The 19,834-nt window shown below is 63.2% G+C and carries 17 protein-coding genes; 12 read left to right on the top strand and 5 right to left on the bottom strand.

Annotation, left to right across the window (positions count from 1 at the left end):
- The first annotated feature begins 3 nt into the window (after nucleotides 1-3).
- Complete coding sequence (lpdA, locus tag C4J85_RS17215) at nucleotides 4-1,383, top strand: dihydrolipoyl dehydrogenase (protein ID WP_124410305.1); 1,380 nt, start codon at nucleotides 4-6, stop codon at nucleotides 1,381-1,383.
- Nucleotides 1,384-1,578: 195 nt separating this feature from the next.
- Nucleotides 1,579-2,598, top strand: a complete 1,020-nt coding sequence (locus tag C4J85_RS17220; RefSeq protein WP_124410306.1) for a branched-chain amino acid aminotransferase — start codon at nucleotides 1,579-1,581, stop codon at nucleotides 2,596-2,598.
- A gap of 129 nt (nucleotides 2,599-2,727) precedes the next feature.
- Here C4J85_RS17220 and C4J85_RS17225 read toward each other — a convergent pair whose 3' ends face one another.
- From C4J85_RS17225 to C4J85_RS17255, 5 genes are all read right to left on the bottom strand, one after another.
- Entirely contained in the window at nucleotides 2,728-3,618 is an 891-nt protein-coding gene (locus tag C4J85_RS17225; protein ID WP_124410307.1) for a GNAT family acetyltransferase, read from the bottom strand.
- Nucleotides 3,619-4,314: 696 nt separating this feature from the next.
- Nucleotides 4,315-5,148, bottom strand: a complete 834-nt coding sequence (locus C4J85_RS17240) for a TIGR03915 family putative DNA repair protein (RefSeq protein ID WP_124410308.1) — start codon at nucleotides 5,146-5,148, stop codon at nucleotides 4,315-4,317.
- The gene (locus tag C4J85_RS17245) at nucleotides 5,145-6,365 is read right to left on the bottom strand and encodes a putative DNA modification/repair radical SAM protein (RefSeq protein WP_124371175.1); all 1,221 of its coding nucleotides are present in this window, start codon (nucleotides 6,363-6,365) and stop codon (nucleotides 5,145-5,147) included. The genes C4J85_RS17240 and C4J85_RS17245 overlap by 4 nt, the downstream gene beginning before the upstream one ends.
- A gap of 188 nt (nucleotides 6,366-6,553) precedes the next feature.
- Nucleotides 6,554-7,891, bottom strand: coding sequence for a lysine N(6)-hydroxylase/L-ornithine N(5)-oxygenase family protein (locus tag C4J85_RS17250; RefSeq protein WP_124410309.1), 1,338 nt, complete (start codon nucleotides 7,889-7,891; stop codon nucleotides 6,554-6,556).
- Between the two features lie 120 nt (nucleotides 7,892-8,011).
- Complete coding sequence (locus C4J85_RS17255) at nucleotides 8,012-8,494, bottom strand: sigma-70 family RNA polymerase sigma factor (RefSeq protein WP_124367533.1); 483 nt, start codon at nucleotides 8,492-8,494, stop codon at nucleotides 8,012-8,014.
- 256 nt (nucleotides 8,495-8,750) lie between these two features.
- Here C4J85_RS17255 and C4J85_RS17260 point away from each other — a divergent pair, with 256 nt between their 5' ends.
- From C4J85_RS17260 to C4J85_RS17305, 10 genes are all read left to right on the top strand, one after another.
- Nucleotides 8,751-9,920 (top strand): efflux RND transporter periplasmic adaptor subunit, encoded by a 1,170-nt coding sequence (locus C4J85_RS17260; RefSeq protein ID WP_124367534.1) that lies wholly within the window; start codon nucleotides 8,751-8,753, stop codon nucleotides 9,918-9,920.
- Nucleotide 9,921: 1 nt separating this feature from the next.
- Complete coding sequence (locus C4J85_RS17265) at nucleotides 9,922-11,895, top strand: MacB family efflux pump subunit (RefSeq protein ID WP_124410310.1); 1,974 nt, start codon at nucleotides 9,922-9,924, stop codon at nucleotides 11,893-11,895.
- Entirely contained in the window at nucleotides 11,888-13,300 is a 1,413-nt protein-coding gene (locus C4J85_RS17270) for an efflux transporter outer membrane subunit (protein ID WP_124410311.1), read from the top strand. Before C4J85_RS17265 ends, C4J85_RS17270 begins: the two co-directional genes overlap by 8 nt.
- A gap of 108 nt (nucleotides 13,301-13,408) precedes the next feature.
- A complete protein-coding gene (locus tag C4J85_RS17275) occupies nucleotides 13,409-14,164 on the top strand; it encodes an alpha/beta fold hydrolase (RefSeq protein ID WP_124410312.1) in 756 nt (251 codons plus the stop codon).
- Between the two features lie 108 nt (nucleotides 14,165-14,272).
- Nucleotides 14,273-15,040: a FadR/GntR family transcriptional regulator gene (locus tag C4J85_RS17280; RefSeq protein WP_124367538.1), complete on the top strand. Its 768-nt coding sequence runs from the start codon at nucleotides 14,273-14,275 to the stop codon at nucleotides 15,038-15,040.
- Between the two features lie 228 nt (nucleotides 15,041-15,268).
- Nucleotides 15,269-16,471 carry an ABC transporter substrate-binding protein gene (locus C4J85_RS17285; RefSeq protein ID WP_124410313.1) on the top strand — a complete coding sequence of 401 codons (1,203 nt, stop codon included), beginning with the start codon at nucleotides 15,269-15,271 and terminating at the stop codon, nucleotides 16,469-16,471.
- 41 nt (nucleotides 16,472-16,512) lie between these two features.
- Nucleotides 16,513-17,373, top strand: coding sequence for a branched-chain amino acid ABC transporter permease (locus C4J85_RS17290; protein ID WP_124367540.1), 861 nt, complete (start codon nucleotides 16,513-16,515; stop codon nucleotides 17,371-17,373).
- A gap of 1 nt (nucleotide 17,374) precedes the next feature.
- Nucleotides 17,375-18,385: a branched-chain amino acid ABC transporter permease gene (locus C4J85_RS17295; RefSeq protein ID WP_124410314.1), complete on the top strand. Its 1,011-nt coding sequence runs from the start codon at nucleotides 17,375-17,377 to the stop codon at nucleotides 18,383-18,385.
- Nucleotides 18,382-19,131 (top strand): ABC transporter ATP-binding protein, encoded by a 750-nt coding sequence (locus C4J85_RS17300; protein WP_124410315.1) that lies wholly within the window; start codon nucleotides 18,382-18,384, stop codon nucleotides 19,129-19,131. The genes C4J85_RS17295 and C4J85_RS17300 overlap by 4 nt, the downstream gene beginning before the upstream one ends.
- A complete protein-coding gene (locus C4J85_RS17305) occupies nucleotides 19,131-19,826 on the top strand; it encodes an ABC transporter ATP-binding protein (protein WP_124367543.1) in 696 nt (231 codons plus the stop codon). The genes C4J85_RS17300 and C4J85_RS17305 overlap by 1 nt, the downstream gene beginning before the upstream one ends.
- Nucleotides 19,827-19,834 lie beyond the last annotated feature (8 nt).

Here is a 19,834-nt window from a genome sequence, read left to right on the forward strand (position 1 = left end):
GGCATGACTCAGACATTACACACCACCCTGCTGATTATCGGCGGCGGCCCGGGCGGTTATGTGGCCGCGATTCGCGCCGGCCAGCTGGGCATCCCGACCATTCTGGTGGAAGGCCAGGCGCTGGGCGGTACCTGCCTGAACATCGGCTGCATTCCGTCCAAAGCCTTGATCCACGTGGCCGAACAGTTCCAGCAAAGCGTTCACCACAGCCAGGGCTCGCCCCTGGGCATCGAAATGGACGTGCCCACCCTGGACATCCGCAAAAGCGTGGAATGGAAAGACGGTATCGTCGACCGCCTGACCACCGGCGTCGCCGCGCTGCTGAAAAAACACAAGGTGCAGGTGGTTCACGGTTGGGCCAAGGTGGTGGACGGCAAGACGGTCGACGTGGGCGAGCAGCGCATTCAGTGCGAACACCTGCTGCTGGCCACCGGTTCGAAAAGCGTCGAGCTGCCGATGCTGCCGCTGGGCGGGCCGGTCATTTCGTCCACCGAAGCCCTGGCACCGACCCGTGTGCCGAAGCGGCTGATCGTGGTGGGCGGCGGTTATATCGGCCTGGAGCTGGGGATTGCCTACCGCAAGCTTGGTGCCGAGGTCAGTGTGGTCGAGGCCCAGGAGCGCATCCTGCCGGCCTACGACGCCGAGCTGACCCAACCGGTCGGCGAGTCGCTCAAACGACTGGGCATCAAGCTGTACCTCAAGCACGCCGTTACTGGCTTTACCGACAACCGCCTGCAGGTGCGCGACCCCAATGGCGACACGCTGGCGCTGGAGACCGACCAGGTGCTGGTGGCCGTAGGTCGCAAACCCAACACCCAGGGCTGGAACCTTGAAGCGCTGAACCTGGCGATGAACGGCGCGGCGATCAAGATCGACAGCCGTTGCCAGACCAGCATGCGCAACGTCTGGGCCATCGGCGACCTGAGCGGCGAGCCGATGCTGGCGCACCGCGCCATGGCCCAGGGCGAAATGGTTGCCGAACTGATCAGTGGCAAATCCCGCGAATTCAACCCGGCGGCGATCCCGGCCGTATGCTTTACCGACCCGGAACTGGTGGTGGTCGGCAAGACGCCTGACGAAGCCAAGGCGGCCGGTGTGGAGTGCATCGTGTCGAGCTTCCCCTTCGCCGCCAACGGCCGGGCCATGACCCTGGAGTCGAACACCGGTTTCGTGCGGGTGGTGGCGCGGCGTGACAATCACCTGATTGTCGGCTGGCAGGCGGTGGGCGCTGGCGTGTCCGAGCTGTCCACAGCGTTTGGCCTGAGCCTGGAAATGGGCGCGCGCCTGGAAGATGTGGCCGGCACCATCCATGCCCATCCGACGCTGGGTGAAGCCGTACAGGAAGCGGCGCTGCGCGCCCTGGGCCACGCGTTGCATCTATAGCTCTTGTGGCGAGGGAGCTTGCTCCCGCTGGGGTGCGAAGCGCCCCCAAAAGCCGGCGACTGCTGCGCAGTCGAACGGGAGCAAGCTCCCTCGCCACAACAAGCTTGCAGATACAGGGGATGCGAACGGGCCCGCGAATGAAGTATTGTTGTGCCATCCAGAAAAAAATCCGACTTGACCAAGATAGAGGGTGTCATGGGTAACGAGAGCATCAATTGGGACACGCTGGGTTTTGACTACATCAAGACCGATAAGCGGTTTCTCCAGGTCTGGAAAAACGGCGAATGGCAAGACGGCACCCTGACCGACGACAACGTGCTGCACATCAGCGAGGGCTCCACCGCCCTGCACTACGGCCAACAGTGCTTTGAAGGCCTCAAGGCCTACCGCTGCAAGGACGGCTCAATCAACCTGTTCCGTCCGGACCAGAACGCCGCGCGCATGCAGCGCAGCTGTGCCCGCCTGCTGATGCCGCATGTGACGACCGATGCGTTCATCGATGCCTGCAAACAAGTGGTCAAGGCCAACGAGCGCTTCATCCCGCCTTACGGCAGCGGCGGCGCGCTGTACCTGCGCCCGTTCGTGATCGGCACCGGTGACAACATCGGTGTGCGCACCGCGCCGGAGTTCATCTTCTCGGTGTTCTGCATCCCGGTCGGCGCCTATTTCAAAGGCGGCCTGGTGCCCCACAACTTCCAGATCTCCACGTTCGACCGCGCCGCGCCACAGGGCACCGGTGCCGCGAAAGTCGGCGGTAACTATGCCGCCAGCCTGATGCCAGGTTCGGAAGCGAAAAAATCCGGCTTCGCCGACGCGATCTACCTGGATCCGATGACCCATTCGAAAATCGAAGAAGTCGGCTCGGCCAACTTTTTCGGCATCACCCATGACAACCAGTTCATCACGCCGAAGTCGCCTTCGGTACTGCCAGGCATCACCCGCCTGTCGCTGATCGAACTGGCCCAGAGCCGCCTGGGCCTTACCGTGGTCGAGGGCGAAGTGTTCATCGACAAGCTGGACCAATTCAAGGAAGCCGGCGCCTGCGGTACCGCTGCAGTGATCTCGCCGATCGGTGGCATCCAGTACAACGGCAAACTGCATGTGTTCCACAGCGAGACCGAAGTGGGCCCGGTTACCCAGAAGCTCTACAAAGAGCTGACGGGCGTGCAGACCGGTGACGTTGAAGCGCCAGCGGGTTGGATCGTCAAGGTCTAATAGCAACAACGCAAAACCCAATGTGGGAGGGGGCTTGCTCCCGATGGCGGTGTATCAGTCAACATCTTCGGTGACTGACACATTGCTATCGGGAGCAAGCCCCCTCCCACATTTTGATTCCCGGTATTTTCAAGATTGGGGGATGTTACTGGCAATCTTCTTGCCCATGCTGATCCTCTGTTCCACCCCATACCCCAACGCCTCGTAAAACCCCGCCACCGCATCATTGCCGCTGGTGATCTGCAGGTTGATCTTCATGCAACCCAGCGCCGTCAACGCCTGTTCCGCATGACGCACCAACGATGATCCCAGGCCGTGGCGACGATAGTCGGCGTGCACCGCCACCGAATACAGCCAGCCACGATGGCCGTCGTACCCGGCGAGGATCGTGCCTATCACGGTTTTTTTATCGGTGGCGACAAAAAACAGCCCGTCATTGACCGCCAGCTTCTTATCGATCGCCAGGGTCGGCAGGTTATGCGCGGTGTCATAGCCGAACGCTTCCTGCCATAAGGCAACCACCTGCGCACGGTGCTGGCGGTCGCGATACGGGCCGATGGGGTGCCGAGACAGCAGCGCCTTTTCCATGACCAGCGTGCGCTCGTTGCCGTGGTAGACATCGCGCACGGTATGAAAACCCAGCTTGCTATAGAACGGCTCGGCGGTCAGCGAAGACGGCACACTCAACACGCTGACCCCGGCTTCACGGGCGCGCAGTTCGATCTCGATCATCAGCAGCCGGCCAATGCCCTGCCCTTGCAGCGCTGGGTTGACGAATACCGAGCGCACCACATTGGCGTCCAGCGCCGCCGTGGCGACGATCACATCGGCTTTTACCGCCACCAGCACCACACGACGCTTGAGCAGTTCCAAAACCGCCTCGGGTGTAAAATTGCTCGCCACGCGGGCGATCACGTCCGCCGGGTAATCTCGTGCGTTGCTGCCGTGCAAGGCGGCGAGGATGACCTGGCTGACGCCCTCGGCATCTGAGGCTTGGGCATTACGAACGACGGTAGACATGCTTGCTCCTGGCTGACGGCGCTATAACAAGCACCACAATACCAATGTGGGAGGGGCCAGTCAGTTAAGGCGACACCGAACCTGTGGCGAGGGAGCTTGCTCCCGTGGCGGCCTGACAGCCGACCAGGATGTTGGATCAGAGCGAGTACATATCCGTTGCTGCGGTAACGGCGGCTTAGGGTTCCGCCCTGACGGCGGGTCACTTTTGGAAAAGAGCCCCAAAAGTAACCAAAAGGGCTATTGCCCCACCACTCGGCACCTCGCCCCGGCTCGGTGTGCCCGTAATCCGACAGTGATTTGGGAGGCCGCCGCCACGCGCCATCAATGGCGCGGGGCGGCTAAACCGGCATCCCTGCCGGTTTACCCTCCAAATCACTGTCGAATTGCGGCCAGCGTGGTTTAACGGGGCGCCTAAGATCAAGAGCAAGAGCGGCTCGCTTCGCATCGTGGTTACCGTAGGCTGTGCTACAAAATCGTGTAGATACCTATGGCCATCGGGGGCAAGCTCTAATGCCAGTCAGTTAAGAAGTAGCAGGAGCGAGAACTAACTTGTGGCGAGGGAGCTTGCTCCCGCTGGGGCGCGAAGCGGCCCCAAACAATGGGACTGCTGCGCAGTCCAGCGGGAGCAAGCTCCCTCGCCACAGGTTCGGTGTCGCCTTGACTGACTGGCATCAGGGCAAGCCCCTCCCACATTTTTTAACCGTGCCCGCTTGCAATTCGCTTGCCGGGCTTGGCGCCAACCAGCTTGGCCTGCCCATCTTTCTGCTTGCCCGTACGCGCCTCGCTGATAAGCCCCGGAATCAACTTGCCCTCCGGCAGGTTCTTCCAGAACCGGCTCGGCAAGTGCCCTTCCATCACCTTGGGGTTCAACCGCGCCGGGTTGAAGATGTGGCTGTAGTAGGTCAACCACATGGCGCTGTGCGGATCCTCGACATTCTGCGCCAGTTGCTGCCAAGCCTCGGGGCACTGGCGTTGGTGAATCAATTGCTCGCCGTCGTAATACACCCCGTCCAAGGGCGTTGCGATCATCCAGCGATGCCGGCCCATGCGCCCGACAAAATGCTGGCTGGCGCTGTGCAGAATATCGTGGGCCGGTTCGTGCCAGGCCACGTACTCCGGCAGCTGCGGCCCTGCCCCCGGCGGCAATGCGATAAACCGTACAAACGCGTGCAAGTGGTGGGCTTCACGACTGACCTGCTTGATGCGTCGCTGCAACTCGCTGCCCAACTTGTCACCGGCCAGCATCGCCGTGCGATCGCCATGGCTGACCCGCCACAACACCTCGTACAGCAAACTCCAGCGCTGGTCGCCGTGGTAGCAGGCGGCCGACTCCAGCAAGTGCAGCAACGCCTTGGGAATGCGCGCCTGGAACGGGCCAGGCCCAGGCGGAATCGGCTCGTCGGTGGCAAACAGATCCGCCACCTCGGCCTCGCCCCAACTCACCTGGCTGGGGTCGACCTGATGGCTGAGCAGCCAGCGCGCCTGTTCGCGCCAGGTGCTGAACAGGTTGTCACATTCCAGGCTGATCATCCCCACAACCCCATCTGTTGCGGTTGCGGGCGATCACGCAGCTGCTCGCGCAGTAAAACGCTGGTGGTGTCCGCTTGTTGGGGGTGGTAATCGCTGGTGATGAAAAACGGCTTGGCCTTGGCCAGCACGCAGCGCATGCGCGCCAGGTCTTCGAAGCGGATCTTGCGTTCGCGGCGCAGGTCGACCAGGCGCTGGGTGGTGCGCAAGCCAATGCCGGGGATGCGCGCGATCAAGGTCGGTTCGGCGCGGTTCAGGTCCAGGGGGAACACCTCGCGATGTTCCAGGGCCCAGGCCAGCTTGGGGTCGATATCCAAGGCCAGGTGGCCGGGGCCTTCGAACAGCTCGTTCGCGCTGAAACCGTAGCTGCGCAACAAGAAATCGGCCTGGTACAAACGATGCTCGCGCATCAGTGGCGGCGCGGCCAGGGGCACGCTTTTCGGGCTGTTGGGGATGGGACTGAAGGCCGAGTAATACACGCGGCGCAGCTTGTAATTGCCATACAGGGCTTCGGCACCGTGCAGGATGGTGCTGTCGTCGGTGTCGTCGGCGCCGACGATCATCTGCGTGCTCTGCCCGGCCGGGGCGAAGCGCGGCGCGCGGGGTTCGTTGAGCACGGTCTGCTCACCGGTGTAGATGGTCTGCATGGCCTGCTTGATCGAGACGATCTGCTTTTCCGGCGCCAGGGTTTGCAGGCTGGCATCGGTGGGCAGTTCGATATTCACACTCAGGCGGTCGGCATAACGCCCGGCCTCGGCGATCAGCGCCGGGTCGGCTTCGGGAATGGTTTTGAGGTGGATATAGCCGCGAAAGTCGTGCTCCTCGCGCAACAGCCTGGCGACCCGCACCAACTGTTCCATGGTGTAGTCGGCCGAACGGATGATGCCGGAACTGAGAAACAGGCCGCTGACGCAATTGCGCTTGTAGAAGTCCAGGGTCAGGGTGACCACCTCCTCCGGGCTGAACCGCGCACGGGGGACATCGCTGGAACGGCGGTTGACGCAATACTGGCAGTCGTAGAGACAGAAATTGGTGAGCAATACCTTGAGCAGCGACACGCAACGGCCGTCGGGCGTATAGCTGTGGCAAATGCCCATGCCATCGGTGGAACCCAGCCCCGCCTTGCCTTCGGAGCTGCGCTTGGGTGCGCCACTGCTGGCGCATGACGCATCGTACTTGGCGGCGTCGGCGAGGATGCTGAGTTTTTCGATCAACTGCATGGAGAACTACCAATACTGGTTTTTTGTACAGTACCAGCAGCCACCCCCAGTCACAAGTGCCGTCTGTAGGAGCGAGGCGGGCGGCTAGCCCTTGCTCGCGAAGAACGTCAACGATAACGCGCCTTGTCTGGATTAACGCGGCGCTCTTGCGTTCTTCGCGAGCAAGCTCGCTCCTACAGGGGGACAGGTCAGCTGGCAGTAGCCAACAGCACGTCCTGCACCGAACGCGCCTTGCCACGGTGATGGTCCAGCGCATACAACGACGCCGCAATCTCATCCGCGCGAATCGGCAGCACCGACAGCAACGTATCGCTCAAGCCATGGCTGGCCTGGCTGAATCCCTGGATATAGATACCCGCCTTGCAGCGCTCATCGGTGACGATACGGTAGTCGCGGGCCACGTCGAAGTCGCCCATGTAGGCATGCAGCGGCGCGAGCAGTTCGCGGTGCATCTGGCGCTCGTAACCGGTGGCGAGGATCACCGCGTCGTAGTGGCCGACGCTGGTTTCGCCGCTGGCGTTGTTGCGCAGCACCAGTTCGATGCCAAGCGGGCCGGGGGTGGCCTTTTCGACGACGGTCATGGTGCGGAACGCCTGGCGCGCGATGCCGGAGACTTTCTGCCGGTAGAAAATGCCGTAGATGCGTTCGATCAGGTCCAGGTCCACCACCGAGTAGTTGGTGTTCTGGTACTCGGCAACCAGCCGCTCACGCTCAGCGCCGACTTGCTGGAACACCAGGTCGGTAAAGGCCGGCGAGAACACTTCGTTGACGAACGGGCTGTCGTCGGCGGGTTTGAGCGCCGAGCCACGCAGGATCAAGTCGACCTGCACCGAGGGGAAGCTGTCGTTGAGGTCGATAAAGGCTTCGGCCGCGCTCTGGCCGCCGCCGATCACCGCAATGCGCATGGCCTTGCCGTCGACACAGGGCTGGCTGGCCATGCGCTCCAGGTACTGGGAATGGTGGAACACCCGGCTGTCGCCCTTGAGCGCCTTGAACGCTTCGGGAATACGCGGCGTGCCACCGGCGCTGACCACCACCGCGCGCGTGGTGCGCACATGCTGTTCGCCCTGGCCGTCACGGGAGATCACGCGCAGCGCTTCCACCTGCTGCTGGTGCAGGATCGGCTCGATGGCCAGCACTTCTTCGCCGTAGCGGGCCTGGGCCTGGAATTGCCCGGCGACCCAGCGCAGGTAATCGTTGTACTCCATGCGGCACGGGTAGAACGTGCCCAGGTTGATAAAGTCCACCAGGCGGTCGTGGGCCTTCAGGTAATTGACGAAGGAATACGGGCTGGTGGGGTTGCGCAGGGTCACGAGGTCCTTGAGGAAGGAAATCTGCAGTTCGCTCTGGGTCACCAGGGTATTGCCGTGCCAGCGGTAGTCGGCTTGTTTGTCGAGGAACAGCACATCCAGTTTGCCCTGGGCCTTTTCGCGCTCCTGCAGGGCGATGGCCAGCGCCAGGTTCGAAGGGCCGAAGCCGATACCGATCAGGTCGTGAACCGCGGGCGAAGCAATTGCCTGTGTCATTCCAGTGTCCTCTGGATAAGCCCCTTGGCGGTTGGGGCGGGAATACCTTCATGGCCTGCACAACAGGCCGTGTGTTGATAGGAAACGAGGACAGTGAAATAAAATTTAACTAATGCCGCTTCAGTGGGCTTCCCACTCACGCATGCGTGACCGGCAATGCTTCATGGCATTGACGATGTGTTTTTCCACCAGGCTGCGGGAAATGCTCAGGCGCTCGGCGATTTGCAGATGGGACAGGCCGTCGAGTTTGCGCAGCAGGAAACTGTCGCGACAGGCCGCCGGCAGCTCGGCCAGGGCGCGCTCGAGCAGCTCCAGGCGCTGGCCCTGGTCGTGGCTGGCGTGGGGTGAACACGGGGCGAAGCGTTCTTCGTTGTCCAGCACCTCCAGCGGTTCGACCTGGCGCAGGGCGTTGCGCCGATGGCCGTCGATCACCAGGTTCAACGCGGTGCGATACAGGAACGCGCGCGGCTGTTCGATCGGGGTGTCACTGGAACGCTCCAGCACCCGCACATACGCGTCATGCACCACATCCTCGGCCACCTGACGGTTGCCCAGCTTGGCGTTGAGGAAACACACCAGCTCACGATAGTAGTTTTCCAACATGACTCCTGGCCCCATGGCCGTGGTGCTAACGATGCCAGTCCGTGTAGGAACAGGCCCATCGATGATGGCAGTTTGAGTAGGTGCAATTTATAGTAATTCTCATCTACTTTTAAAGAAGTCTCGCATCAACGGCCGATTTTTTTCGCCGCGCGAGCTGTAACCGCGCGTGTAACCCCCTAAATCCTGCGGCATTTTCTTCGTTTAACTGTCAGCTCTGCGCGACTGCGCCCCGATCTTTCCTGGCTGGAACCTACGCATGAAACGCCCTCGACCTGCCCGACGCGCCCTGCTTGTGGTGGCGTGCCTGATTCCCATCGTTGCGTTTGCCACCTGGCAAGGCCTGGCGCCGGGTCGCGACACCCTGGCCACCGTCACCGTCACCCGTGGCGATATCGAAAACAGCGTGACGGCCCTGGGCACCCTGCAACCGCGGCGTTATGTGGATGTGGGCGCCCAGGCTTCCGGGCAGATCCAGAAGATCCACGTCGAAGCCGGCGACCAGGTCAAGGAGGGCCAATTGCTGGTAGAGATCGACCCCTCGACGCAAAAGGCCAAGCTCGATGCCAGCCGCTACGCCATCGAAAACCTTGAGGCGCAGTTGCAGGAGCAACAGGCCCAGCATGCATTGGCGCGCCAGAAGTACCAGCGCCAGCAGCGCTTGAGCGCCGGCAACGCCACGCGCGAAGAGGATGTACAAACCGCCAGGGCCGAACTGAGCGCGACCCAGGCGCGGGTCGAGATGTTCCAGGCCCAGATCCGCCAGGCGCGGGCCAGCCTGCGCAGCGACGAAGCGGAACTGGGTTACACGCGTATCTATGCGCCGATGGCCGGTACCGTGGTCGCGGTGGATGCGCGGGTCGGCCAGACGCTCAACGCGCAACAACAAACCCCGCTGATTCTGCGCATCGCCAGGTTGTCGCCGATGACCGTGTGGGCCGAAGTCTCCGAGGCGGATATCGGCCACGTCAAACCCGGTATGAGCGCGTACTTCACCACCTTGAGCGGCGGCAGCCGGCGTTGGACCAGCACCGTGCGCCAGATCCTGCCGATCCCGCCCAAACCCTTGAACGAAACCCAGGGCAGCGGCAGCCCGAGCAGCGCCAGCAAAAGTGGCAGCGGCCGCGTGGTGCTGTACACGGTGCTGCTGGACGTGGACAACGCCGATAACGCGCTGATGGCGGAAATGACCACCCAAGTGTTTTTCGTCGCAAACCAGGTCAAGGACGCCCTCACCGTACCGGTCGCCGCGCTGCAAGGCACGCCCAACGCGGATACGCAAATCGCCCGGGTGGTGGCGAAGAACGGCAGCATCGAGCAGCGCACGGTGCGCCTGGGTGTCAGCGACCGCTTGCGCGTCCAGGTGCTCGACGGCCTCAGCGAAGGCGATCACCTGTTGATCGGCCCGGCCGACAGCAGCGGGGGTTGAATTGACCACGCCCCTGATCGAACTCAAGCACATCCGCAAATCCTACGGCGGCGGCGACAGCCCACAGGTCGACGTGCTGCGTGGCATCGATCTGTCGATCCATGCCGGGGAGTTCGTCGCCATCGTCGGCGCGTCCGGCTCCGGCAAGTCGACATTGATGAATATCCTCGGTTGCCTCGACCGCCCAAGCGAGGGTGACTACCTGTTCGCCGGTGAAAACGTTGCCCACCTGGGCAGCGACGAACTGGCCTGGCTGCGCCGCGAAGCCTTCGGTTTCGTGTTCCAGGGCTACCACTTGATCCCGTCGGCATCGGCCCAGGAAAACGTCGAGATGCCGGCGATCTATGCCGGCATCAGTGCCAGCGAACGGCACGCCCGCGCCACCGCCCTGCTCACCCGCCTGGGCCTGGCCGACCGCACCGGCAACCGTCCGCACCAGCTCTCCGGCGGCCAGCAGCAGCGGGTGTCCATCGCGCGCGCGCTGATGAACGGCGGGCATATCATCCTCGCCGACGAACCCACCGGAGCCCTCGACAGCCACAGCGGCGCCGAAGTGATGAGCCTGCTCGACGAACTGGCGAGCCAGGGCCATGTGGTCATCCTGATCACCCATGACCGCGAAGTGGCCGCACGGGCCAACCGCATCATCGAGATTCGCGACGGCCTGATCATCAGCGACTCGGCCGGCGCCCAGGCCTGCGTGCCTGCCGAAGCGGACAGCACTGCGCTGCAAGCCGTGGACCTGCGCCAGCGCCTGGTCGACGGCGCCGAACACAACGGCGCCTGGAAGGCCGAACTGCTCGACGCACTGCAAGCGGCCTGGCGCGTGATGTGGATCAACCGTTTTCGCACCGCGCTGACCTTGCTCGGAATCATTATTGGCGTGGCCTCGGTGGTGGTCATGCTGGCCGTGGGGGAAGGCAGCAAGCGCCAGGTCATGGCGCAGATGGGCGCGTTCGGCTCGAACATCCTGTATGTCAGTGGTTCGTCACCCAACCCGCGTACGCCCCTGGGCATCATCACCCCCCAGGATGTGGCCGCCCTGGCCACCCTGCCCCAGGTGAAACGGATCATGCCGGTCAACGGCGCCGAAGCAGGCGTGCGTTTCGGCAACATCGACTACATCGCCTATGTCGGCGGCAACGACACCCAGTTTCCGAGCATCTTCAACTGGCCGGTGGTCGAGGGCAGCTACTTCACCGAAGCCGACGAACGCAACGCCGCCACCGTCGCCGTGATCGGCGCAAGGGTGCGGGACAAGCTGTTCAAAGGCCGGGTCAACCCCATCGGCCAGTACATTCTGATCGAAAACGTGCCGTTCCAGGTGGTGGGCGTGCTCCAGGAAAAAGGTTCCAGCTCGGGCAACAAAGACAGTGATGACCGCATTGCCATCCCCTACTCCGCCGCCAGCATTCGCCTGTTCGGCAGCTATAACCCGGAGTACGTGGTGATTGCCGCAGCCGACGCCACGCGGGTGAACGCCGCCGAGCAGGCCATTGATCAGTTGCTCAAGCGCCTGCACCAGGGCAAGGACGATTATCACCTGACCAACAACGCCGCGATGATCCAGGCCGAGGCGCGCACGGCCAACACACTGTCGTTGATGCTCGGTTCGATTGCGGCGATTTCCCTGTTGGTGGGCGGCATCGGCGTGATGAACATCATGCTGATGACCGTGCGCGAACGTACCCGCGAGATCGGCATCCGCATGGCCACCGGTGCCCGTCAGCGCGACATCCTGCGCCAGTTTCTCACCGAGGCGGTGATGCTCTCGGTGGTCGGCGGGCTGCTCGGGATCGGCCTGGCCTTGCTGGTGGGCGGCGTGCTGGTACTGGCCGAGGTGGCGGTGCAGTTTTCCCTGATGGCGGTGCTCGGCGCCTTTGGCTGCGCGCTGGTCACCGGTGTCGTATTCGGCTTTATGCCGGCCCGTAAAGCTGCCCGGCTCGATCCGGTTAAGGCGTTGACCAGTGAATAAACGACCCATCGCACCGCCGCTGGCGCTGCTCAGCCTGTGCCTGTTGCTCAACGCGTGTGCGGGTAATGCGCCCGCCGTCGACAGCGGCATCGCGCCGCCCGCCGCCTGGCAATACGCCGAGCGCGCGGCCAGCCAAGCCGCCAACCAGCGCTGGTGGACGCAATTTGGCAGCCCCTCGCTCAACCGCCTGATCGACCAGGCCCGCCGTGACAGTTTCGACGTTGCCGCCGCCATGGCCCGCGTGCGCCAGGCGCAGGCCACGGCGGTGATTGCCGGCGCGCCGCTGCTGCCCGAGGTCAAGTTCAACCTCACCGCCACCCGAGAAAAGCTGCTGCGCGGCAGCGGCAACTCGGACCTGAACGCCACCGAGAGCAACAGAACCGTCAGCAGCTATGACGCCAACCTCACGGCCAGCTACGAACTCGATTTCTGGGGCGGCCGCGCCGCCGCACGGGACAGCGCACTGCAGAGCCTGCAGGCCAGCCAGTTCGACCAGGCCAACGTCGAGCTGACCCTGCTCAGCAACGTGGCCGACCGCTACGCGCAAACCCTGGCCGCGCGCCAGCGCCTGCAGATCGCCGAGCTGAACCTGGCGAATGCGCGCAATGTGCTGAAGCTGGTGCAAACCCGCTACGACGCCGGTTCCGCCACAGCCCTGGAGCTGGCGCAACAGAAAAGCCTGGTGGCCAGCCAGCAACGGCAACTGTCGCTGATCAAGCAGTTGGCCGAAGATTCGCGGATCACCCTTGCCGCGTTGCTCGGCCAGCCCGTGCAGGCACTGGCGCTGGGCAACGAGGCGTTCCAGGTACTGACCTGGCCAAGCATCGGGCCCGGCGTGCCGAGCCAGTTATTGAGCCGGCGCCCCGACCTGGCCCAGGCCGAGGCACAACTGGCGGCGGCGAGTGCCGACGTGCGCGTGGCCCGTGCGGCGATGCTGCCTGCCGTTACCCTGGGCGCGACCCTGGGCTCGGGCGCGTACAGGGCCGACGACATCCTGCGCAGCCCGTTCTACACCCTGACCTCGGGCCTGGTAGCCCCGATCTTCAACAACGGTCGTTTAAGCGCGGAACGCGACAAGGCCCGTGCGCGCCAGGATGAGCTGCTGCACACCTACCGAGGGGCGATCATCAACGGCTTTGCCGACGTGGAAAAAGCCCTCAGCAGCATCACCCGCCTGGACCAGCAACGCCAATGGCAAGCCGAGGAGCTGCAACAGGCACAGACCGCGTTCCAGATCGCAGAAAGCCGTTACCAGGCCGGTGCCGAGGATTTGCTCACGGTGCTGGAAACCCAACGCACCTTGTACGCGGCCCAAGACTTGAACGTGCAACTGCGACTGTCGCGCTTGCAGGCCAGCATCGCGTTGTATAAAGCGCTGGGCGGTGGCTGGAGTAGCGGCAACTGAAAAACGAAACTCCAGTTTCGTACACAAACCGTTTAATCGCCTTACATTATTAGACCCAAGGTCCTTGGTAAAAAAGCCGCCTTCACACGGCTCTTCCAGGACCTTTTAATGAAACCCAGCGTTGTTGGAAAATGCCTGGTTTGCCTCGGCGCCTGGCTGATCGCCCACCTGGCCCTGGCCGACCCCTTGATCACGCCCACCGCCATTGACTGGTTACTGGATTGCCCCTTCCCGGCGTTTGAACGGCTCGACCCCGAAGTCCTCGCGCGCACCCAATGCGGCCAGGTGACGGTACCCCGCGACTATGCCGCACCCGACCGCGGCCGCCTGCGCCTGAGCGTGACACGCGTCGGCGCACGCGACCCGCTCAACCGTGAGGGCGTGGTATTTATCCAGTCCGGCGACCCGCGTGCAGCTAAAAACGCCACCTTTGCCCTGCATCTCGTTGGCCGCTGGGAGTCTTATGCCACCCAGGCTTACCGCACGTTGGTCGACCGCTACGACGTAATCGAACTGAGCCCCCGCGACCTGCAACAGGCCACCGCCGTCGAACAGGCGGCGCGGGATATGGAGTATGTCCGTGTGCAATTGGGCGAGGCCCAGCTCAACTACGTCGGCAATGCCGACGCGGCGAGGCTCGGCAACCGCTATGCCACGCTGTTTCCCGAACGCATCGCGCGCATGGTGCTGGTCAACGCCGGGCGCGGCGAACCTGTGGCTTCCGGCGTCGAGCTGCTGCTGCTCAAGGAACCCGCCCAGGCCAGCGGTGACGGCTGTGTCAGCCGCTGGCTCGGTGATTTTCTGGTTTTCGGCAAACAGCCACCGGCGAACACACGCTGCCTGGACCGTGGCGGCTGGGACTGACCCTGACGTTTACGACCTGTTGATACCAGAAACGACACCCTGCGTTGACGCTGCGGCCCGATCGTTATTAAGTGCTATTTATCCGCATTAATACGATAAATCGAAACCATGCTGAGCCGTCCGCTACGCCGCAAACGCCAGAAGCTGTCCGATGTGATCGTCGAGTCGGTCAAGCGCTCCATCGTCACCGACGCCTTGAAGCCCGGCGACCGCTTGCCCACCGAACGCGAGCTGATGGAAAGCTTCCAGTGCTCCAAGGGCTCGGCCCGCGAAGCGCTCAAGGCGCTGGAAGTCGAAGGCCTGGTGAGCACGCGCACCGGCCCCAGTGGCGGCGCCTACCTGAACCAGGCCGGCACCGAACCCGCCAGCCGCGCGCTGCGCAACTACCTGCACTTCCAGCACCTGGACGGCGAGCAGGTGTACCAACTGCGCAAGGTCATCGAAGTGGAGCTGGCGCTGTCGGTGCTCGGGCGCTTGAGCGAGAGCGACTACCAGGCCTTGCAAGACAACGTGGACTTTTGCAGCGCCCCCGAAGACAGCGAAGCCGGCCAGCGCGAACAGCGTCTGGCGGAACTGGAATTTCACAACCTGCTGGCCAAGGCCTGCCCCAACCCGCTGCTCGGTTTCATGGCGCAGTTTCTCAACGACCTGCTGCGCGACCTGGTGGTGCTGAAAAAAGCCTACAAGCCCAAGCGCAAGCAGTTCGATGCGGCCAACCTCGACTACCACAAGCAATTGCTGATCGCCTTTCGCGCCGGGGATGAAAGCGCGGTGCGCAGCTTGATGCATGAACACATGTGCGATGCCGAACACCACATGACTGCACTGGAAGGCCAGGTCAGCCCGCACTTCCTGCTGGAGTTCGATCACTCCTGAACCACCACAAATCCAATGTGGGAGGGGGCTTGCTCCCGATAGCGGTGGATCAGCCACCCGATGCAGTGACTGACACTCAGTCATCGGGAGCAAGCCCCCTCCCACATTGGGTTTGCATTCCAACCGATAGACCCGCGTCACCTCAATAAAAAACGCCTGCCCACAGGCCCTTGCTCCACCGTATCGCCCTTGCCGCTCCTGCCAATAACTAAACCAGGGAGTCACCCCATGCAGCGTCGTACGTTATTGAAAGCCAGTCTCACCTTCGCCTCCGCCCTCAGCCTCCCGCTGAGCGTGCGTGCGGCATTCGCCGCCGAGCCCTTTACCTTTTACGGCCTCAAGTCCATGTCTGGCGCCTTTGCCAGCTATGGCAAGTTTGCCGACATGGGTTCGCGCCTGGCGGTGGAGCAGCACCCGCAAGTGCTCGGCCGCCCGTTGCACTACAAGGTCATCGACACCGAAGGCAATGCCGGCAAGGCGGTGCGCAAGGTGCAGGAGGCGATTCAGCAGGACGGCGCGCGGTTCTTCCAGGGCTGCACGCTGTCCTCGTCGGCCCTGGCAGTGGCCAAGGAAGTCGACAAGGTCGGCGGCGTGTTCATGACCCCGGTGGGCGCCGACGAGGTCACCGGCAAGGACTGCAACAAGGCCACGTTTCGCTGGTCGGTGCCCACCTACGGCGCGATCCGCGAAACCATGCTGCCGCTGATCAAGCTGCTGCCGGGCGCCAAGCGCTGGTACACCATCACCCCGCAATACGTGTTCGGTGAAGCCCTGCTCGAAGGCGCGAAAAACGTGCTCAAGGAACACGGCCTGGAACACGTCGGCAACAGCTACCACTCCTTGCAGGAGCAGGAATTCTCCGGTTACCTGACCAATGCCATTTCCACCAAACCCGATGTGCTGGTGCTGCTGAATTTCGGCAGCCAGTCATCCAACACCCTGCGCCAGGCGGTGAATTTCGGCATCAAGGAACGCATGAAGGTGCTGCTGGTATGGTCCGCCGGCCTCGATCAGTTCCAGGAACTGGGCAGCGACATTCTCGAAGGCGTGTACCTCGGCGCGCAGTACTGGCACCAGGTCGATACGCCGCTCAACCGCGAGCTGGTCAAGCTGACCCAGGCCAAATACGGCATCAACCCCACCTACCCGCTGGCCGCCGACTACATCAGCACCAAGGTGATGCTCGAGACCATCGTCGCCACCGGCAGCTTCGACGGGCCGACCGTGGCCAAGGCCCTGCAGGACCTGAGCTATGAGGGCCCGACCGGCAAGGAGTCGATCCGCGCCGGCGACCATCAGGTGATCAAGGACTACTACCTGCTGATCGGCAAGGCCGCCGCCGATATGACCGACAAGGACGACCTGGCCAAGGTGCTCAGCGCCGGCCAGTCCTTCCCGCCGGTGGAAGCCACGGGCTGCACGCTCGCCTGATTCCCTGAATATCGCACCGGCTTCCTGCTGAGGGCTTGCGCATGCTTAATCTTTACCTGTTCCAGATACTCAACGGCCTCGGGTTGGGAATGATCTACTTCCTGATCGCGGTCGGGCTGACGATCATTTTCGGCCTGCTCAACTTCGTCAATTTCGCCCACGGCGCGTTCTTCCTGCTGGGCGCCTATATCTGCTACACCGCCGTCAGCCTCACCGGCAGCTTCTGGCTGGCGCTGCTGATCGCGCCGCTGGTGGTGGCTGCGCTGGCGTGGGTAATCGAGCGCCTGCTGATCCAGCGCATTTATCACTTGCCGCACATGTTCCAGATCCTGGTAACACTGGGCATCGCGTTGATCATCCAGGAAGCCAGCGTGATGATCTGGGGCCCGGTGGGCAAGAGTGTCGCGGTGCCGGAACTGTTGCGCGGCGTGCTGGTGGTGGGCGATTTCGTCTACCCCTACTACCGCCTGTTCCTCATCGTGTTTTCCGCGGTGGTGGGCCTGGCCCTGTGGCTGCTGCTGGAACGCACGCGCTTCGGTGCACTGGTACGCGCCGGCAGCGAGAGCACCGAAACCGTATCGCTGCTGGGCACCAATATCTTCCGTTTGTTCTCCATGACCTTCGCCCTTGGTGTTGGCCTGGCCGGCATGGCCGGTGTGCTGTTCGCGCCGTTGCGCGGTGCGCAGCCGTTCGTGGGCCCGGAGATTCTCGGCATCGCCTTCGTGGTGGTGGTGATCGGCGGCATGGGTTCGTTCAGCGGTGCGCTGGTCGGCGGTTTGCTGGTGGGCGTGGTGCAAAGCCTGATGACCACACTCTGGCCCCAGGGCGCGAGCCTGATGATCTACGGCGCGATGGCCGTGGTGATTCTGGTACGCCCCTACGGCCTGTTCGGGAGAGCCTGACATGAGCGAGAAAAATCCCCTGCCGTTTGCCAAGACGCAATCGCGCGCCATGTTGCTGTGGGTCGTGGCGGTGCTGATCGGCCTGCCGTTGGTTTTACCCTCGGCCACCCTGGCCAGCGAAATACTGATCTTTGCCATGGCCGCCCTGGCCTGCAACCTGTTGCTGGGCTACACCGGGCTGTTGTCGTTCGGCCAAGGTATTTTCTTTGGCGCCGGTGCATATTGCGCGGCGTTACTGATGATCCACCTGCAATGGGGCCTGTTCACGGCGTTGCTGGGTGCTGCCGTCGTCGGCGGCTTCCTGGCGTTGCTGGTGGGCGCCCTGGCGATCCGTCGCACTGGCATCTACTTCGTGATGCTCACGTTGGCGTTCAGCCAGATGGCTTACTTTGTCGCCTACACCCTGAGTGACTGGACCGGCGGCGACAACGGCCTGCTCAGCGTGCCGCGCCCCGAGATTCGTATCGGTGACACGGTGCTGCTGTCGCTGGCCGACGCCCGCGCCTTCTACGGCTTTGTCGCGGTGCTGTTCCTGCTGATCTTTATCGGCGCGCGCCGGGTGATCGCCTCGCCGTTCGGCAGCACCTTGATGGCGATCCGCGAAAACGAAACCCGCGCCTCGGCCATCGGCTACGACACGCGGCACTTCAAGATCCTGGTGTTTGTGTTGTCGGGCGCGGTCACCGGTATCGCCGGGGCGTTGTACGCGATGCTGCTGCACTTTGTGCCGCTGTCGAACATCGACCTGGCGATGTCCGAGAACATCCTGATCATGACCATCGTCGGCGGCACCGGCTCGCTGTTCGGCTCGTTGCTGGGCGCCGGTTCCATCGTGCTGTTGGGGGATTTCCTGTCGGACCTGTGGCCGCGCTGGCTGATGCTGCTGGGGGTGATTCTGATCCTGGTGGTGATCTTCATGCGCGGCGGTCTGTGGGGCGGGTTGGCCGCGCTGTACGAAAAAGTACGCGCCAGTCGCAAGCCCGGCGTCGTCACCAAGGAGGACGTGCTATGAGCATCCTGCTGCAAACCCACGACCTGGAACTGGCCTACGGCGCGTTCCATGCGGTCAATGGCGTCAACCTCAAGGTCGAGGCCGGCACCATCCACACCATCATCGGCCCCAACGGCGCGGGCAAGACCAGCCTGTTCCACTGCCTCACCGGTGAGCGCCAGGCCACTGCCGGCGCGATCCACTTCGACGGCAGGAACCTGATGCGCAAACCGGCCCACGCCCGCGTCGGCCTGGGCATGGCGCGCTCGTTCCAGCTCACCAGCCTGTTCCAGAACCTCAGCGTGCGCGAAAACCTGCGCCTGGCCGCCCAGGGCCGTGACGGCGCGCGCGCCCTGAACTTCTGGCGCGGCGTGGACAGCAAGCGCGAACACCTGGAGATGGCCGACCAGGTGCTCGAGCGCCTGCAACTCACTGCTCGCGCCGACACCCTGGCCGGCGAGTTGTCCCACGGCCAGCAGCGAGTGCTGGAAGTGGGCATGTCGATCTGCTCCAAGCCCAAACTGTTGATGCTCGACGAGCCCACCTCGGGCATGGGCATCGATGACATTCCGATCATGACCCAACTGATCAGCGATCTGGGCCGCGACCACACGGTGCTGCTGATCGAACACAACATGAGCATCGTCATGTCCATCAGCCAACGCATCACGGTGATGAGCCACGGGCAGATCCTGGTGGAAGGTGCGCCCGAATTCGTGCGTGCCGATGAACGTGTGCGCAGTGCTTATCTGGGAGAGGCTGCCTGATGCTGATCGTCGAGAATATCCATTCCTACTACGACAAGAGCCACGTGCTCGAAGGCGTGTCATTGACCGTCAACCCCGGCGAACTGGTGACGCTGCTCGGGCGCAACGGCGCCGGCAAGACCACGACCTTGCGCAGCATCCTGGGCATCATCTGCCCGCGCCAGGGCCAGATTCACTTCAACGGGCAGGCGCTGGTGGGCCAGAAGATTTTTCAAATCGCCCGCCAGGGCCTGGCGCTGGTGCCGGAGAACCGTGGGATTTTCCGCCTGCTCAGCGTCGAGGAAAACCTGCGCATCGCCGCCCGCAAGACCAGCCGCTGGCAGCTGGAGGATGTGTACGGCATGTTCCCGCGCCTCAAGGAACGGCGCAAGAACGCCGGCCATGCACTCTCCGGCGGCGAGCAACAGATGCTCGCCATCGCCCGCGCGCTGCTTAACGACCCCAAGCTGCTGATCCTCGATGAGCCCACCGAAGGCCTGGCCCCGGTGATCGTCGACGAACTGGTGAAGATCCTGCGCAAGGTCAAGGACGACGGCCTGCCCGTGCTGCTGGTGGAACAGAACCTGATGGTCTGCGACAAGCTCGCCGACCGCCATTACGTACTCGAACAGGGCCGCGTGGTGTACGAAGGTAGCGCCGCAGATTTTCGCGCCGACCCGACCATCAAGAATCGCTACCTGGCCCTGAGTGCCTGACCGGAGAA

Source organism: Pseudomonas sp. R4-34-07 (genome assembly GCF_003852375.1).
Taxonomy (GTDB): domain Bacteria; phylum Pseudomonadota; class Gammaproteobacteria; order Pseudomonadales; family Pseudomonadaceae; genus Aquipseudomonas.

Bases quoted from the DNA above. Each gene is read 5' to 3' on its own strand.
- lpdA (WP_124410305.1), top strand. From the start codon at position 4: ATGACTCAGACATTACACACCACCCTGCTGATTATCGGCGGCGGCCCG.
- C4J85_RS17220 (WP_124410306.1), top strand. From the start codon at position 1,579: ATGGGTAACGAGAGCATCAATTGGGACACGCTGGGTTTTGACTACATC.
- C4J85_RS17225 (WP_124410307.1), bottom strand. From the start codon at position 3,618: ATGTCTACCGTCGTTCGTAATGCCCAAGCCTCAGATGCCGAGGGCGTC.
- C4J85_RS17240 (WP_124410308.1), bottom strand. From the start codon at position 5,148: ATGATCAGCCTGGAATGTGACAACCTGTTCAGCACCTGGCGCGAACAG.
- C4J85_RS17245 (WP_124371175.1), bottom strand. From the start codon at position 6,365: ATGCAGTTGATCGAAAAACTCAGCATCCTCGCCGACGCCGCCAAGTAC.
- C4J85_RS17250 (WP_124410309.1), bottom strand. From the start codon at position 7,891: ATGACACAGGCAATTGCTTCGCCCGCGGTTCACGACCTGATCGGTATC.
- C4J85_RS17255 (WP_124367533.1), bottom strand. From the start codon at position 8,494: ATGTTGGAAAACTACTATCGTGAGCTGGTGTGTTTCCTCAACGCCAAG.
- C4J85_RS17260 (WP_124367534.1), top strand. From the start codon at position 8,751: ATGAAACGCCCTCGACCTGCCCGACGCGCCCTGCTTGTGGTGGCGTGC.
- C4J85_RS17275 (WP_124410312.1), top strand. From the start codon at position 13,409: ATGAAACCCAGCGTTGTTGGAAAATGCCTGGTTTGCCTCGGCGCCTGG.
- C4J85_RS17280 (WP_124367538.1), top strand. From the start codon at position 14,273: ATGCTGAGCCGTCCGCTACGCCGCAAACGCCAGAAGCTGTCCGATGTG.
- C4J85_RS17285 (WP_124410313.1), top strand. From the start codon at position 15,269: ATGCAGCGTCGTACGTTATTGAAAGCCAGTCTCACCTTCGCCTCCGCC.
- C4J85_RS17290 (WP_124367540.1), top strand. From the start codon at position 16,513: ATGCTTAATCTTTACCTGTTCCAGATACTCAACGGCCTCGGGTTGGGA.
- C4J85_RS17295 (WP_124410314.1), top strand. From the start codon at position 17,375: ATGAGCGAGAAAAATCCCCTGCCGTTTGCCAAGACGCAATCGCGCGCC.
- C4J85_RS17300 (WP_124410315.1), top strand. From the start codon at position 18,382: ATGAGCATCCTGCTGCAAACCCACGACCTGGAACTGGCCTACGGCGCG.
- C4J85_RS17305 (WP_124367543.1), top strand. From the start codon at position 19,131: ATGCTGATCGTCGAGAATATCCATTCCTACTACGACAAGAGCCACGTG.